The 13,247-nt window shown below is 63.2% G+C and carries 14 protein-coding genes; 10 read left to right on the top strand and 4 right to left on the bottom strand.

Annotation, left to right across the window (positions count from 1 at the left end; genetic code table 11):
- Positions 1-208 precede the first annotated feature (208 nt).
- Positions 209-478, bottom strand: a complete 270-nt coding sequence (rpsT, locus tag HF680_RS06190) for a 30S ribosomal protein S20 (protein ID WP_017505938.1) — start codon at positions 476-478, stop codon at positions 209-211.
- Positions 479-817: 339 nt separating this feature from the next.
- Here rpsT and HF680_RS06195 point away from each other — a divergent pair, with 339 nt between their 5' ends.
- The 4 genes from HF680_RS06195 (at position 818) to HF680_RS06210 (ending at position 6,245) form a co-directional block, all read left to right on the top strand.
- Positions 818-3,385: a TonB-dependent receptor plug domain-containing protein gene (locus HF680_RS06195; RefSeq protein ID WP_045811539.1), complete on the top strand. Its 2,568-nt coding sequence runs from the start codon at positions 818-820 to the stop codon at positions 3,383-3,385.
- Positions 3,386-3,584: 199 nt separating this feature from the next.
- Positions 3,585-4,298: a 2,3-diphosphoglycerate-dependent phosphoglycerate mutase gene (gene gpmA, locus HF680_RS06200; protein WP_045811540.1), complete on the top strand. Its 714-nt coding sequence runs from the start codon at positions 3,585-3,587 to the stop codon at positions 4,296-4,298.
- A complete protein-coding gene (locus HF680_RS06205; RefSeq protein WP_017505935.1) occupies positions 4,295-4,924 on the top strand; it encodes a bifunctional diaminohydroxyphosphoribosylaminopyrimidine deaminase/5-amino-6-(5-phosphoribosylamino)uracil reductase RibD in 630 nt (209 codons plus the stop codon). The genes gpmA and HF680_RS06205 overlap by 4 nt, the downstream gene beginning before the upstream one ends.
- A 52-nt stretch (positions 4,925-4,976) precedes the next feature.
- Entirely contained in the window at positions 4,977-6,245 is a 1,269-nt protein-coding gene (locus tag HF680_RS06210; protein WP_156146823.1) for a pentapeptide repeat-containing protein, read from the top strand.
- 4 nt (positions 6,246-6,249) lie between these two features.
- Here HF680_RS06210 and metK read toward each other — a convergent pair whose 3' ends face one another.
- Entirely contained in the window at positions 6,250-7,455 is a 1,206-nt protein-coding gene (gene metK, locus HF680_RS06215; RefSeq protein ID WP_045811543.1) for a methionine adenosyltransferase, read from the bottom strand.
- A 159-nt stretch (positions 7,456-7,614) separates the two neighbouring features.
- Between metK and HF680_RS06220 the strand changes: the two genes are divergently transcribed.
- Genes HF680_RS06220 through HF680_RS06235 form a run of 4 tightly spaced genes read left to right on the top strand, consistent with a single transcriptional unit; the run spans position 7,615 to position 9,271 of the window.
- Positions 7,615-8,061 carry a helix-turn-helix domain-containing protein gene (locus tag HF680_RS06220; RefSeq protein ID WP_045811544.1) on the top strand — a complete coding sequence of 149 codons (447 nt, stop codon included), beginning with the start codon at positions 7,615-7,617 and terminating at the stop codon, positions 8,059-8,061.
- A 27-nt stretch (positions 8,062-8,088) separates the two neighbouring features.
- Positions 8,089-8,427 carry a hypothetical protein gene (locus HF680_RS06225; RefSeq protein ID WP_185224444.1) on the top strand — a complete coding sequence of 113 codons (339 nt, stop codon included), beginning with the start codon at positions 8,089-8,091 and terminating at the stop codon, positions 8,425-8,427.
- A gap of 14 nt (positions 8,428-8,441) precedes the next feature.
- Positions 8,442-8,897 carry a hypothetical protein gene (locus tag HF680_RS06230; RefSeq protein WP_045811545.1) on the top strand — a complete coding sequence of 152 codons (456 nt, stop codon included), beginning with the start codon at positions 8,442-8,444 and terminating at the stop codon, positions 8,895-8,897.
- Between the two features lie 5 nt (positions 8,898-8,902).
- Positions 8,903-9,271: a hypothetical protein gene (locus tag HF680_RS06235; protein WP_045811546.1), complete on the top strand. Its 369-nt coding sequence runs from the start codon at positions 8,903-8,905 to the stop codon at positions 9,269-9,271.
- Here HF680_RS06235 and HF680_RS06240 read toward each other — a convergent pair whose 3' ends face one another.
- On the bottom strand, positions 9,272-9,625 hold the full coding sequence (locus tag HF680_RS06240) for a helix-turn-helix domain-containing protein (protein WP_039246365.1): 354 nt from the start codon (positions 9,623-9,625) through the stop codon (positions 9,272-9,274).
- Between the two features lie 557 nt (positions 9,626-10,182).
- On the opposite strand from HF680_RS06240, the gene HF680_RS06245 reads away from it, so the two are divergent.
- The gene (locus tag HF680_RS06245) at positions 10,183-10,560 is read left to right on the top strand and encodes a DUF4177 domain-containing protein (RefSeq protein WP_185224445.1); all 378 of its coding nucleotides are present in this window, start codon (positions 10,183-10,185) and stop codon (positions 10,558-10,560) included.
- A 4-nt stretch (positions 10,561-10,564) separates the two neighbouring features.
- Positions 10,565-11,035 carry a hypothetical protein gene (locus HF680_RS06250; protein ID WP_185224446.1) on the top strand — a complete coding sequence of 157 codons (471 nt, stop codon included), beginning with the start codon at positions 10,565-10,567 and terminating at the stop codon, positions 11,033-11,035.
- Positions 11,036-11,121: 86 nt separating this feature from the next.
- On the opposite strand, the gene HF680_RS06255 is transcribed toward HF680_RS06250, so the two are convergent.
- Complete coding sequence (locus HF680_RS06255; RefSeq protein ID WP_185224447.1) at positions 11,122-13,089, bottom strand: cold-shock protein; 1,968 nt, start codon at positions 13,087-13,089, stop codon at positions 11,122-11,124.
- Between the last annotated feature and the right edge of the window lie 158 nt (positions 13,090-13,247).

Here is a 13,247-nt window from a genome sequence, read left to right on the forward strand (position 1 = left end):
CAGTTAAATTGTTTGACTCCGTGAAACCCTGACACCGCTTGGAATTTCGGCCGGATCATGGCTCGACGATCGGTGTTTTCAGATTTGACAGTTAGCGACACAACGCAAAACGGCGAAGGAGCTTGCGCGCCTTCGCCGTTGATATTGCTTTATAATCCCACAACGAAACAGCGACAGCTGCTCCGTCCGCTGTTGGATTAATTTTGGCTCAGGCGGCCGACAGCTTCTTCAGCTGGGCGGCCAGGCGCGAAACCTTGCGCGAGCCGGTGTTCTTGTGAACGACGCCCTTGGAGACGGCGCGCATCAGCTCGGACTGGGCCTCGATGAAGGCGGTCTTGGCGACGGCGGCGTCGCCGCCGGCCAGAGCTTCCTGGAACTTGCGCAGATAGGTGCGGACGCGCGAGCGGCGCGCCTTGTTCACTTCGGTACGCGCTTCGATCTTGCGGATCGCCTTGCGGGCGCCGGGGTTGTTGGCCATGTCAAACCTTCGAACGGAAAACGCCGCGGAGCACACGTCCACGGCGCGGAAATCTCAAGAGGGCGGGCCTATAGCCGAAAGCCCGGAGGCGGTCAACGCGGAGTCTTCATCGCTGGACTCCAAGGTTGGGCCAGGACGCCGGTTTGAGCGCGCCTTGCGCGCTATCATCCAAACGCAACCCAACAGGCTTTAACGCGCTTTAGCGGACTTTCCGTCGCAGGTTTTTGCGTTGTGTCGAAAGAGTGCAACGCTTTCACTTTGTTCATGAATTGTGTCGTTTTACGGCCATGTTTGTCCCGTCCTGACAAGGGCTGAAATCATCTCCCGGATCGTCGTTCCATGACCCAGACCGCGCTTCTCCTGCTTGCGCTGGCCCCCGCCGCCGGTGTCGTCCAGCCTGTTCAGGCCCAAACCAATGCGGCCCAGCCGCTAGAAGCCCAGGCGCAGGTCCAGCAGGAGGAGCCGACGGTCGTTCTGCCGGACGTAGAGGTGACGGCGGCGCGGCGCGGGGTGGCCCTGGGCGGGCAGGAACCGATCGTCTCTTACGACACCGCCCAGATCCAGGCGTTCGGCGCGACCAACATCGGCGAACTGATCACCCTGCTGGAGGCCCAAACCCGCAGCGCGCGCGGCGGGTCTCCGGTCTTCCTGGTCAATGGACGCCGCATCTCGGGCTTCCGCGAAATCCGCGGCATTCCGCCCGAGGCCATCGAACGGTTCGACGTTCTGCCTGAAGAGACCGCGTTGTCCTATGGCTACAGCGCCAATCAGCGGGTGGTGAACATCGTGCTGAAGGCGGACTTCAAGTCCCTGACCGCCTCGGTCAACGTCAGCCGACCTGAGCAGGGTGGTCGCACGACCACCGCCAGCGAGAACAATATCCTGCGCATCGCCGGCTCGGACCGCTGGTCGGTCGATATCAACGGCACGACCTCCAACACCCTGTTCGAGACCGAGCGCGACATCGACCGCAGCACGACAGCCGGCGGCGACAGCGAACTGGCCAACGCCTATCGCACCCTGCTGCCCAAGACGGACGAACTGTCGGTGTCGGGCACCTACAAGCACGACCTGAACGACAAGGTCGGCATGACGCTGAGCGGCAGCGTGGAGGACTCCAACAGCTTCAGCTATCAGGGCCTGCCCAATGTTCAGCTGACCGTGCCGGGGACCAATCCGTTCTCGCCGACCGGCCAGGACGCGACCCTGTTCAGCTATCTGGACCTGCCCGGCGCCCTGACGCGCAAGACCGATACGCGCACCGCCGAACTGGGCACGGTGTTCGACGGCTATGTCGGTGACTGGCGCTGGACGGCGACGGGGGAATACAGCCGCGTCGAGACCGACACCACGACGGGGCGAGGCGTGAACGCGACGGCGTTGCGGGCTTTGATCGCAGGCGATCTGACGGTCAATCCTTTCGGCGACCTGACCGACCGGGCCATCGTCAATCCGCGCGACACCGCCAACTCTGTGGCCCAGACGGCGACGGCGGAACTGGTGTTGAACGGGCGTCCCTATGAACTGCCGGCCGGCGACATCACCTCGACCTTCAAGGTCGGGGCCGGTTATCAGTCGCTGGATTCCGAGAGCCTGCGGTTCTCCGAGAGCCTGGGTTCAAGTGTCGCCGTGGATCGGTCGCAGTCGCGCAACTCGGGCAGCGTCCAGGCCAACTTCGATCTGCCGATCTCCAACGTCGAGCGCGGCGTCCTGCCCAAGATCGGCGATCTGTCGGCCAATCTGAACTTGGCCTATCAGGAGCTGTCCGACTTCGGCGGCGTGTCCTCGGTCGGGGCCGGGCTGAACTGGTCGCCGGTCGAGCGGCTGTCCTTCTCGGCCAACTATTCCGACGAGGGCAAGGCTCCAACGGTCCAGCAGTTGAACGACCCGACGGTATCGACGCCGAATACGCCGGTCTTCGACTTCCGCACCGGCCAGACCGTCGAGATCAACCGGATCACCGGCGGCGATCCCAATCTGCAGGCCGAGGATCGGCGCATCCTGAAGCTGGGCATGAACTGGCAGCCGGTGTCGGACAAGGATTTCCGCCTGAACCTGGCCTACACTCGCACCGAGGCGGACAATGAAATCTCCAGCTTCCCGGCCATCACGCCCGACCTTGAGGCAGCCCTGCCGGATCGGTTCGTTCGCGATGCGGACGGCAATCTGGTGTCCATCGATGCCCGTCCGCTGAACTTCTTCAAGCGCGAGCAGCAGGACGTACAGTGGGGCTTCAACTTCTCGCGCCCGTTCGGCAAGCCGAACCCGGCGGCGGCGGGCGGTCGTGGTCCGGGCGGACGCGGCGGTCCTGGCGGCGGCCCGGGCGGCGGCGGAATGATGATGATGGGCGGACCGGGCGGACCGGGCGGCCCCGGCGGCGGACGGATGCGCGGCGGACGGGGATCCGGAATGCAGCCCGGCCAAGGCATCTTCAACCTGTCGCTGACCCACACCTGGCGCGTCCAGGACGAGGTCACCATTCGCGACGGTCTGGCGTCGCTGGATCTGCTGGACGGCGATTCCATCTCCGGCTCGGGCGGTCAGTCGCGCCATGAGGTCCAGCTTCAGACCGGCCTATCCAGAAACGGCGTGGGCGCCTTCGTCAACGCCAACTGGCGCTCGGGCACGACGGTCAATGGCGACGCGCTGGGGTCGCCCGATCTGGACTTCTCGGGCCGGACAACCGTCAATCTGTTCGCCTTCGCCGACCTGACCCAACGCACCTCATGGGTCGAGCGCTTCCCGTTCCTGAAGGGCACGCGGATCGGCTTCGGCGTTCAGAACATCTTTGACGACCGCGTCTCGGTGACCAGCAGCGACGGTCAGACGCCGGTCAACTATCAGCGCGACTATCTGGACCCGCAGGGGCGCGTCTTCCGCATCAACCTGCGCAAGATCCTCTTCTAGAGGCTCAGGGCCAGACGGTCGCCAGGGCGATCATCACGACGGCGGCGGCGAGCGCCAGTGGAAAGAAAAGACGGTCGGACATCGATCCGACCGTTACCCCGACCTGCGCGGCGCGACAAGCGATGGCGCGGCTCGCGAGCCTTGACCGACTTCGGAGGGCGTCCTACCCCGAGAGGCCCTATTTCGAAGGACCGACCGAATGCCGCGCCTGATCCTGCTCCGCCACGGCCAGAGCCAGTGGAACCTCGAGAACCGCTTCACCGGCTGGGTCGACGTCGATCTGACGGCGGAAGGCGAGGTCCAGGCGCGTCGCGGCGGCGAACTGATCGCCGAGGCCGGGTTCAAGCCGGCGGTGATGTTCACCTCGGTCCTGACGCGCGCCCAGCGCACGGGCGCCCTGGCGTTGCAGTCGGCGGGCCTGACCGATGTGCCGGTGATCGAGGACTGGCGGCTGAACGAGCGCCACTACGGCGGTCTGACGGGCCTGAACAAGGCCGAGACGGCCCAGAAACACGGCGAAGACCAGGTCAAGATCTGGCGCCGCAGCTATGATGTGCCGCCGCCCCCGCTGGCGCCCGGCGGCGAGTTCGATTTCAACGCCGACCCCCGCTACGCCGGCAAGGCCATTCCCGACACCGAAAGCCTGAAGACCACGCTGGACCGGGTGAAGCCCTATTGGGACGCCGAGATCGCGCCGCGCCTGAAGGCGGGCGAGGATGTGTTGATCGCCGCCCACGGCAACTCCCTGCGCGCCATCGTCAAACTGCTGTTCGGCGTGCCGGACGATCAGATCGTCGGCGTCGAAATCCCCACGGGCAATCCGCTGGAGATCGATCTGGACGCGGATCTGAAGCCCACCGCCGCCCGCTACCTCGACGCCGCTCGCGCCGAGACATTGCCGACCGCATCATGAGCTGGAGCGAAGCCGACCAGGCCTTCATGGCCCAGGCGATCGCCCTGGCGACCGGCCGGATGGGCGAGACCTGGCCTAATCCGGCGGTCGGTTGCGTCATCGTCAAGGACGGCCGGGTCATCGCCCAGGCCGCCACCGCGCCGGGCGGTCGTCCCCATGCCGAGGAGCAGGCCGTGCCCGCCGCCGGCGCGGATGTCGTCGGCTCGACCGTCTATGTCACGCTGGAACCCTGCGGCGCGCGGTCGTCGGGCCGCAAGTCCTGCGCCCACTTCCTGACCGAGGCGGGCGTGGCGCGGGTCGTGATCGCCTGTATGGACCCGTCGCCGTTTGCGGCCGGGCGCGGCACCGAGCGCCTGCGCGCGCAAGGGCTGACGGTCGAGACCGGCCTGATGTGCGAAGAGGGCGCGGCCCTGTGCGAAGGCTTCCTGCACCGGCTGGAAACCGGCCGCCCGATGGTGCGCATCAGCGAGGATGGCTCGGGCTTCGACGGCCGGTTCGTCGCCTCGCCCAAGGCCGATCTGGTCACCGAGCTGAAGCGGCTGGGCGAAGCCGGTTACACGCGGCTGTGGACCGGGCCGGGCGAGTTGGCCGAGGCCCTTCAGGCCCAGGGGCTGCTGACCGTCTGAGGCGGCTTCGCCGTTCAAAGGTTTCTTAAGTCAGGGCGCGTAATGTGTCCTGATGGCCCTCGCCGCTGAACCCCTCGTGAGAAAGCGCCTGACGCAGGCGGAGCTGGACGTCATCTGCGCCCGGCACGACCGGCTGTTCCAGGCCCGACCCGGCGGCGCCCGCGCCGTCTTCGCCTGGATGGACCTGTCGGGCCTCAGCCTGAAGGGCCGCAATCTGGCCGATGCCGATTTCGCCGCCGCCTGTCTGGAAGGCTGCGACCTGACCGGGGCCAAGCTGGACAACGCCAACTTCTTCGGCGCGGACATGCAGGATGCGATCCTGGCTGAGGCCAGCCTGCGCCGCTCTGATCTGCGCGGCGCCTGTCTGCGCGGAGCGGACCTGTCGGGCGCCGATCTGTTCGAGGCCGACCTGCGTGAGGGCACCATCGCGGCCGCCGACGCCAGACTGGGCTTCAAGGTCATCGAACCGCGCCACCGCGACGAGACCGAGGCCAGCGGCGCCTGCCTGGCCGGCGCCAATCTTCAACGCTCCAAGATGGCCGGCGTCATCGCTGTGAAGGCCGACTTCTCCGGCGCGGTGATGAAGGACTGCAAACTGGTGCGGGCCAATCTGAAGCAGGCGGATTTCCGCGGGGCCGACCTGGCCGGCGCCGATCTGTCAGGGGCGGACCTGTCGGGCGCCGATTTGCGCGACGCCATCCTTGTGGGCTGCAAGACAACCATGTGGCGCGCCGACGGCGCCGACATGCAGGGTGCCCTAACCGACAACAGGTCGTCCTGCGAGTCCGTGGAAAAAATGCCCGCCGCCGAGATGCTGCGCGAACATGCGCGCTGGTGCGAGACCGGCGGCGCGGAAGGACAGCCGTCGGTCTTCAACGGCGTCGACCTGCGTCCGCTGAAATCGATCACGGGCCTGAACCTGACCGCCCTGTCGGCCAAGGGCGCGGTCTTTTATGGCCTGGATATGGAAGGGGTGCAGTTGCAGGGCGCCCAGCTCGACAACGCCGACCTGCGCTCCGCCAAGCTGCGGCGCGCCGACCTGCGCGGGGCGCGCCTGCGAGGCGCGCGACTGAACGGAGCGGACATGCGCGAGGCGCAACTGGGGCCGCTTCTGATCGCCGCCGACCGGCTGATGCCCGCCGATCTGACGGGCGCCGTGCTCCGCGGCGCTGACCTGTCGGGCGCCGACCTGAAGCGCGCCGTCCTGGCCGGCGCCGATCTGGGCCGGGCGACGCTGCACGGCGCCCAGACCCGTCAGGCCGACCTGACCGACGCCAATCTGGCGGGCGTGCGCGGCCTGACCGTCGATCAGGCCGCTTGAAGCCTTAGGCCAACGCCTTGAGCTGATCGACCAGATCGGTCCTTTCCCAGCTGAAACCGCCGTCTGCGTCCGGCTCGCGGCCGAAGTGGCCATAGGCGGTCGTGCGCGCGTAGATCGGCTTGTTCAGGCCCAGATGCTGGCGGATCGCACGCGGCGTGGCGCCGCCGATCAGGTCCAGAATCTTGTCTTCCAACACCGCTTCGGAGATTTTGCCGGTGCCGTGCAAATCGACGTGGATCGACTGGGGCTTGGCCACGCCGATGGCGTAGGAGATCTGAATGGTGCAGCGGTCGGCCAGGCCGGCGGCGACCACGTTCTTGGCCAGATAGCGGCAGGCGTAGGCGGCTGAACGGTCCACCTTGGTCGGATCCTTGCCCGAGAAGGCGCCGCCGCCGTGGGGCGCCGCGCCGCCGTAGGTGTCGACGATGATCTTGCGGCCGGTCAGGCCGGCGTCGCCGTCCGGTCCGCCGATCTCGAAGATGCCGGTCGGGTTGATGTGCCAGACGGTGTTCTCGTCGGTGAAGCCTTCCGGCAGCACTTCGAGGATATAGGGTTTGACGATCTCGGCGACCTGTTCGGAGCTCAGCCCCTTGGCGTGCTGGGTCGACAGGACGATCGAGGTGGCGCGGACCGGCTTGCCGTCCTCGTATTCGATCGTGACCTGGCTCTTGGCGTCGGGCTCAAGCTGCGAGCCGCCGGCGTGACGAACCTCGGCCAGGCGCTTCAGGATGTTGTGGCTGTACTGCAGGGTCGCCGGCATCAGCTCGGGCGTCTCGTTCGACGCATAGCCGAACATGATGCCCTGATCGCCCGCGCCCTCGTCCTTCTCATTGGTCGAGTCGACGCCGACGGCGATGTCGGCTGACTGGGCGTGCAGGAAGCAGGAGTAGTCCGCCGTCTCCCAATGGAAGCCGTCCTGTTCATAGCCGATGTCCTTGACCGCAGCGCGGACCAGCGGCTCCAGGCTGTCGATGATGCTCTGGGTGAAGGCTTCGTTCTGTTCTTTGGTGTTGCCCGGCTGGGTGGCGCGGACCTCGCCGGCCAGCACGATGCGCTGGGTCGTCACCAGGGTCTCGCACGCCACGCGCGCCTCGGGATCCTTGGCCAGGAAGGCGTCCACGACGGTGTCCGAGATGCGGTCCGCGACCTTGTCGGGGTGGCCTTCGGAAACGCTTTCCGAGGTGAAGAGGAAGGAAGAACGAGCGGCCAAGAGAGGCTCCTGTCAGTGTCAGACCGACAGGCATATAAAGATATGCTTATATGTTCAAGTGATCTGACGCGGCGCGCAGCCTGCAGAAACTGCTTCGCGGCGTAAGCATATCGGCTGACTCCCCCTCATTTTAGGGTAAACAGGCCCAAGGGGGTCCCCATGCCAGACGGCCTGACGACGAGAGAGAGCGAATGCGTCCGCCTGGCCGGCCAAGGTCTGGAGGACAAGGAAATCGCTGCGCGCCTGCGCATCTCGCCGCGCACGGTCGGCAATCATCTGCACCGCGCCTACGCCAAACTGGGCGTTTCGGACCGCAAACTGGCGGCCCGGCGACTGAGTATTGGCTACTCAGAGGCGTCGATACTCATTCCCAGCGACCGCTCACCTCCGCTCAATGATCCCACGTCGGCCGAACAGTCGGGCGATGCGGTTTCCGACCCAACGACATCCTGGCTTCTGCCTGCGCCTCCTCGTGGGGCTCTGGCGAGGGTGGGGATCATCGTCGCCGGGGCCGCCATCGCCCTTCTGTTCGCCATCGGGATCGTGACGGCGGGCATGGTGGTTCCATCCCTTTTCGACCGGCTTGCTCCCGCTGAAATGCGCTGACCAAACGGCTTAACGGGAGATGGGCCAATGAAGAACATGCACGTCGGCGTCCGCGTGGCGCGGCAGGTCAGAACCGCCGAACACGTCGTCGATCAGGCGATGATCGAGGTCAGCCGCTTGGTTCAGACCGCGTTGGAAGGTCGGGTCGAGGCGCGCCTGGCGGCGGAAGTCGGACAGAAGGCGCTGGCCAATATGGTGCGCGGCCTAAGCCAACTGGCCGAGGTTCGTGGCGCCGTCATCGCCAGTCACTCCGAACTGGCCCAGGTCGCCGACGACCATCAGGTCGGCTGGCATATGGACGGCGCGCACGAAGACAAGACAGTCAAACCCACTGGGTTCGCCCCGGTTCTCGCCGTCGCCGCTTGATCGCGGCCGTCGGAATGGGGTCGCCGCTGTCCTTGTTTCTGATGTGCCTGACCTACGGCGTCATGGCCCTTCTGCTTTGGAAGGGTCGTATGCCGGAGCGGATCGCCCTGGTCGCACTGGTCGTCCTCAACTGGGGCACGCCATTGGTCGATCACCTGTTCATCGGGCATTTCCGGTGGGGGGTGGCGATCCTGTCGGTGTCCATGTTCTGTCTGCTGGTCGGTCTGGCGCTCCGTTACGACCGATGGTGGCTGCTTCTCGCCGCCGGCGCCCAGCTCATCGCGGTTTCGACCCATCTGGCCGGCATCGCCGGTTCCGACGCCCTGCTGTGGTCGATCGTATCGACCCGAATGGTCGTCTGGTTCGAGCTCCTTCTCCTCGCCCTCTTGGGCGTCTGGGAGGCCCAATGCGCCCCCTACGCCCGTCCCAAATCAGCGCCCGCATCGATCCGGGCGCTACAGAAAGTCTGAATGTCATGAATATCCAAACCGCCCCCGCCTTCATGCCGCTTTTCCGCTCGTGGCTGGAAACGGCCAATCTGGCGAAACAGGTCGGATCGTCATCGCTGTCCGCCAGCGGCGAGAACCTTCTTGTCGAACTGGATCTGACGCCGATGGAAGCGGCGGAAACCACGCTTCTCGATCACGCCCCGACCTCGGCCGTCGAGGCGGTCTGCATGATCGAGATCATCCGCCAGAGCCTGTCCGACGCCGGCCGTTCGGACGGACGCGATGCGCGCGCACTGGACGCCATCCAGTCATGGTTGGCAGGCGCGGCTCTCGACGGAGCCGACCATCGCGACGAGGTTGAGCAGTTGCTGAAAAGCGCCAGCAACCGGGCCTGATCAGCCGCGCAGGCCCTTGGCCACGGTCAGAAGGGCGTCGCGTTGAGCGGCGTCCTTGATGCCGCGGAAGGCCGCCAGCAGTTCGGCGACGCCGGGTGCGGCCAGGGCCAGCTCGTCGCCCTCGGCCGTTTCAAGTTCGCCCAACAGGGCTGCGCCGGTCGATTTCAGCACTGAGGCGATCTGCAGCAGACGGGCGGCCGAGACGCGGTTCACGCCCCGCTCGTACTTCTGGATCTGCTGGAAGGTCACGCCTGCGCCGGCGGCCAATTGCGCCTGGGTGATACGCAGTTCCTCACGACGGGTGCGGATGCGTCCGCCGATGGCGATGTCTACGGGATCAACTGCGTCGTTCATGTCGGCCTGCGGGCATAGATAATGCGGCGCCATGGCCCCAAAACACCGATCCCGTCAAGCCAAAGCTGCTCAGCTAGGGATTGCTACGTGCGCTATAGCTGACGATTCAACCTTGAGGATATATTTCGGCGCTTCATGCGCCGCCTCCCGCGCGAATCGCGCTCGGAGAAGTGGTGCCGCTTAGGTGACTCGAACACCTGACCCCATCATTACGAACTCGTCGGAAGGAGCGCCATCAAAGCCAGTCGTGGCATGGCTTCTAGCGCCGATTACGGCACGGCGAAAGGGCTCCACCCACAGACTTCCCATTCTGGCGTGACATCGTGATTCGGACGTTTCCTAAGTTATGATCGTTAGCTCAGTCTAACTTTGGAATTCGACCTGCACCATACCCACTGACGCCTCCACGAGAGCACGGCTGGCGAAAGAACGTCGGGCCTGAAATCAACGTCTGACCAAACGACGATTTGTCGTAGCGCTGGTGCCTAGCCTTCACTAGAAGCGAAGTGCCCTGGGGTTGAATCGGCGTGAGTTGGGGCGGAGGTTGTCGAGGGGAAATGGAATACGAATACAAAGTGATAGATGTAGCTGATGGAGCGGTCAGTTCCTTGCTGCTGAACGAGGGGCGGATCGAAACCGACGTCCTGCAGGCCTACCTCAACGCGATGGCCGCTGAGGGGTGGCGGATGGTGTTCATGGCGAATGTCATGCAGCGTCATTTGATCGTTTCCGACCGAGAAACCTTGATGGTCACGTTCGAACGTCGAGTGCCTGAGCACGAGCGACAGGCACGTGCTGCCCGTGTGCTTGATGACGTGATCGTTGCCGAGGACCGGGCAAAAGTCATTGGGCGCAAAGCGGCAGCCGGGACGCTTGGGCTCGCTGTAGGGGGCGCTCTGCTGGGTGCCGTGCTTTCCGGCAGCGACGAGGGGTAGGCCGATGGATTTCCAGGCGCAGGTTGCGGCTCGACGAGCAGAGCTTGAGAGGCAAGCTAAGAACGATCAAACGGCAGCGGCGGCACGAGCTCGTCAGCAGCAGGAGTTTGAGAAGGCCCAACGCGAAGCCGCGCTAGATGCCTTTGCGGTCGAGATTTCGACTGAAGGCGTCGAGGTCGTGCGTGAAGGAGATCGGCTAGCCCTCGTTGAGCAAGCTGTGACCCCAATTGATATTTCCGGGCTGCGTCGTGCCGAGGTCGAGAAGCTCCTGAAGCACGAGGCTCGTAAAATGTGGGCACCAGGCGAGAACTGGGTGGTCATCGCGCCAACGGTCGCAGGCTTCTGCCTCCTTCCGTTCGCTTGGTACGCCAGCGTGATTCTATGGGCATGGGCAGGCTTTGCGCGTTGGAACTTCAAAACGCAGTATGAGGCAAAGCTTCGGGCGCGGTACCCGTCGCTTTTCGCAGCCAGTTAATGACTGAAACGCGACATCATAGGCCGGGTGGTCGTGTCAATACGAAGGTCTGCTGGAAGCTCATGGTGACGACCATTAGCCTCGATCTAACGAATGCGCTCCCAACGTCGGCTGTCCTCATATGCGCCGAGTGGCACTTCGTCCCATTCTGGAGGGGGGGAGCTCTGCGATGCCCATCTGACTTCGTGCTGTTCACGTCGCAATCGAATGCGCTCCATCTCCTGCGATGCTGCCTCGACCAAGGACTGATCTCTGCACGGCTGGCTACAGAAGGAGCACTTGGAGCAAATCAGTTTGCGACATGACGGGCATGTACGGCTGTGACCGATGATGAGGGGGGTGTGGCCGCACTTTCCTTTGGGGGTCGCTACGCCCTCACGAAACTCGATGTGCCCGTCCTTGTCAGTTTCGTACTGAACGCCCCCACAGTAGGCGATTATCGTGGTCCAAGGACGTTCTTGGCTCTCTCTTCCCTGGAGTATGCCGAGACCAACAAACCTAAATTGCTTGAACCGCGCCAACCGAGTTTCTCCTCGACCATCCCATAGCGTCTGGAGAGTCTTGAGGAGATTGCTGACCAGTTGGAGTGGATCGATCGCGCCCAACGGGAAACGCGCACGCCCGTCTATGAACAACAACTGCTCGCAGTCCTTCGGAGCATAGTTCTCTCGGTCTTCGCTGAGGGCCGACAGGAAGTCTGTGAGAATGGTCAAGAAAATTGCGGGCAGGTTAGGAGGCGCTCCGATCACCGATCGCAGCCGATGGTGCAGGCGAACCTGCCAATCCCACATTTCGTCTGAAATGGGTGCCGGGAGCGTATTCTGGAGGATGCAGAAGGCCTGAATTACCGTGGCCTTTGGTAGGTCCGAAAAGGCTGATTCCCAATCTTCATCAGAGGGCCAATCAACAGCATCAGCGGCTTCGATGAGTTTGTTGAAGCTCCCATACCAAGATGCGGGATAAGAAAAGACCCAATTCGGGAAAACGCGATCTGATGTCCGGGGAACAGAAAAGTTTGGCGTATCGAAGGTCTTAGATAGCCTGTCCAGTTCGTGGACGCTTGTTTCCCCCAAGAAAACAATATCCTCGTTTGGAAAATACTTGTCGAACGGCTTATCTGAAAGGCTGTGTTTTACGTAAGGAGATAAGAGCGCCGCAATTCGAACGTGAGAGTTTCGGCGGTCTAGTTTAAATTTTGGAACCGTATGTTCAACATAAAAATTCTTGCTACTTATAGGTCGTCGAGAATTCTTAACATCAACAGATATTGATTCGTCTAAAAGTAGGTCGTGTGTCAGCCAGTCATTACTAATGGCCCCGAGCTGATGGATCGATACATCCTCAACAGAATGGCCAGCGCGTTCATAAATCTCCTTCGCGGCAATCTCGGCGACGCGAGCCGAAAGCATTTTCGCGTAGACTGCTGGCCGACCTTCGCCTGACCAGCGTCGAGCGATATCTTGATCCGGTTCTGTGATGCGTGCGTAAAGTGTTGACGCGTTGACACTGGAGATAGCGTCTCCGGTTGCGCTTACAAGTGTCGTCAATAATTCTCTGATCCGTCCGTAATGGCGTCGGATTAGCTGAAGTCTAATGCTCTCAGGTACCAGAGAAAGAATTGGATCGTTAATGCCTGTTATTGCAAGACGATCGCATAACTCTTTCAGAAGCCAAAAGTTATGCTGGACATCGGGCAACTGAAGCACCGCGACAACCTCATCATACCATTCAGCCAGAGACGTCCGCGAAAGCAATAAGCGGAGCACTTCTTCCGGAGATGTACGAACTGCTTCAAGCAAGGAGCCGATCTCATCATCGGGGATTGCCGAAATAATTCGGACGCTTTGGGCCGCTGGTCTCTCTCCCTTTCCTCGCGCAAGGCGAAAAATCACGGAGACATCTGGCGCGAGGCGATCGGCGTCAGAGATCACCTGAGTTCGGTGGACGAATACGTCATCGCCCCGCGAGTGGACGAACCCAAAATCGTTGACCTTGCCGGTCTTGGAGTTGAGACCGCCGAACCAGTTAACGGTGCCTACGCGCAGGTTGCTCATTCCACGAAGTCAGCACTCAAGAGGTTGGGGGAACTGGGGCGGCGGCGTAGAGTTGTGGCCATCCGACAGGCTATGACGAGGTCATTAACGTACTGCCATTGCTAGCATTACGAAAAAATAAAGCGCCCCACCCGCACCCCGACGTCATGTCAGGATGC

This window comes from Brevundimonas huaxiensis (assembly GCF_014218725.1).
In the GTDB taxonomy this organism is placed as follows: Bacteria; Pseudomonadota; Alphaproteobacteria; order Caulobacterales; family Caulobacteraceae; genus Brevundimonas; species Brevundimonas huaxiensis.

What these genes read in the sequence shown, in the direction of transcription:
- rpsT (WP_017505938.1), bottom strand. Translation starts at nt 478, where the DNA reads ATGGCCAACAACCCCGGCGCCCGCAAGGCGATCCGCAAGATCGAAGCG.
- HF680_RS06195 (WP_045811539.1), top strand. Translation starts at nt 818, where the DNA reads ATGACCCAGACCGCGCTTCTCCTGCTTGCGCTGGCCCCCGCCGCCGGT.
- gpmA (WP_045811540.1), top strand. Translation starts at nt 3,585, where the DNA reads ATGCCGCGCCTGATCCTGCTCCGCCACGGCCAGAGCCAGTGGAACCTC.
- HF680_RS06205 (WP_017505935.1), top strand. Translation starts at nt 4,295, where the DNA reads ATGAGCTGGAGCGAAGCCGACCAGGCCTTCATGGCCCAGGCGATCGCC.
- HF680_RS06210 (WP_156146823.1), top strand. Translation starts at nt 4,977, where the DNA reads ATGGCCCTCGCCGCTGAACCCCTCGTGAGAAAGCGCCTGACGCAGGCG.
- HF680_RS06220 (WP_045811544.1), top strand. Translation starts at nt 7,615, where the DNA reads ATGCCAGACGGCCTGACGACGAGAGAGAGCGAATGCGTCCGCCTGGCC.
- HF680_RS06225 (WP_185224444.1), top strand. Translation starts at nt 8,089, where the DNA reads ATGAAGAACATGCACGTCGGCGTCCGCGTGGCGCGGCAGGTCAGAACC.
- HF680_RS06230 (WP_045811545.1), top strand. Translation starts at nt 8,442, where the DNA reads ATGGGGTCGCCGCTGTCCTTGTTTCTGATGTGCCTGACCTACGGCGTC.
- HF680_RS06235 (WP_045811546.1), top strand. Translation starts at nt 8,903, where the DNA reads ATGAATATCCAAACCGCCCCCGCCTTCATGCCGCTTTTCCGCTCGTGG.
- HF680_RS06240 (WP_039246365.1), bottom strand. Translation starts at nt 9,625, where the DNA reads ATGAACGACGCAGTTGATCCCGTAGACATCGCCATCGGCGGACGCATC.
- HF680_RS06245 (WP_185224445.1), top strand. Translation starts at nt 10,183, where the DNA reads ATGGAATACGAATACAAAGTGATAGATGTAGCTGATGGAGCGGTCAGT.
- HF680_RS06250 (WP_185224446.1), top strand. Translation starts at nt 10,565, where the DNA reads ATGGATTTCCAGGCGCAGGTTGCGGCTCGACGAGCAGAGCTTGAGAGG.
- HF680_RS06255 (WP_185224447.1), bottom strand. Translation starts at nt 13,089, where the DNA reads ATGAGCAACCTGCGCGTAGGCACCGTTAACTGGTTCGGCGGTCTCAAC.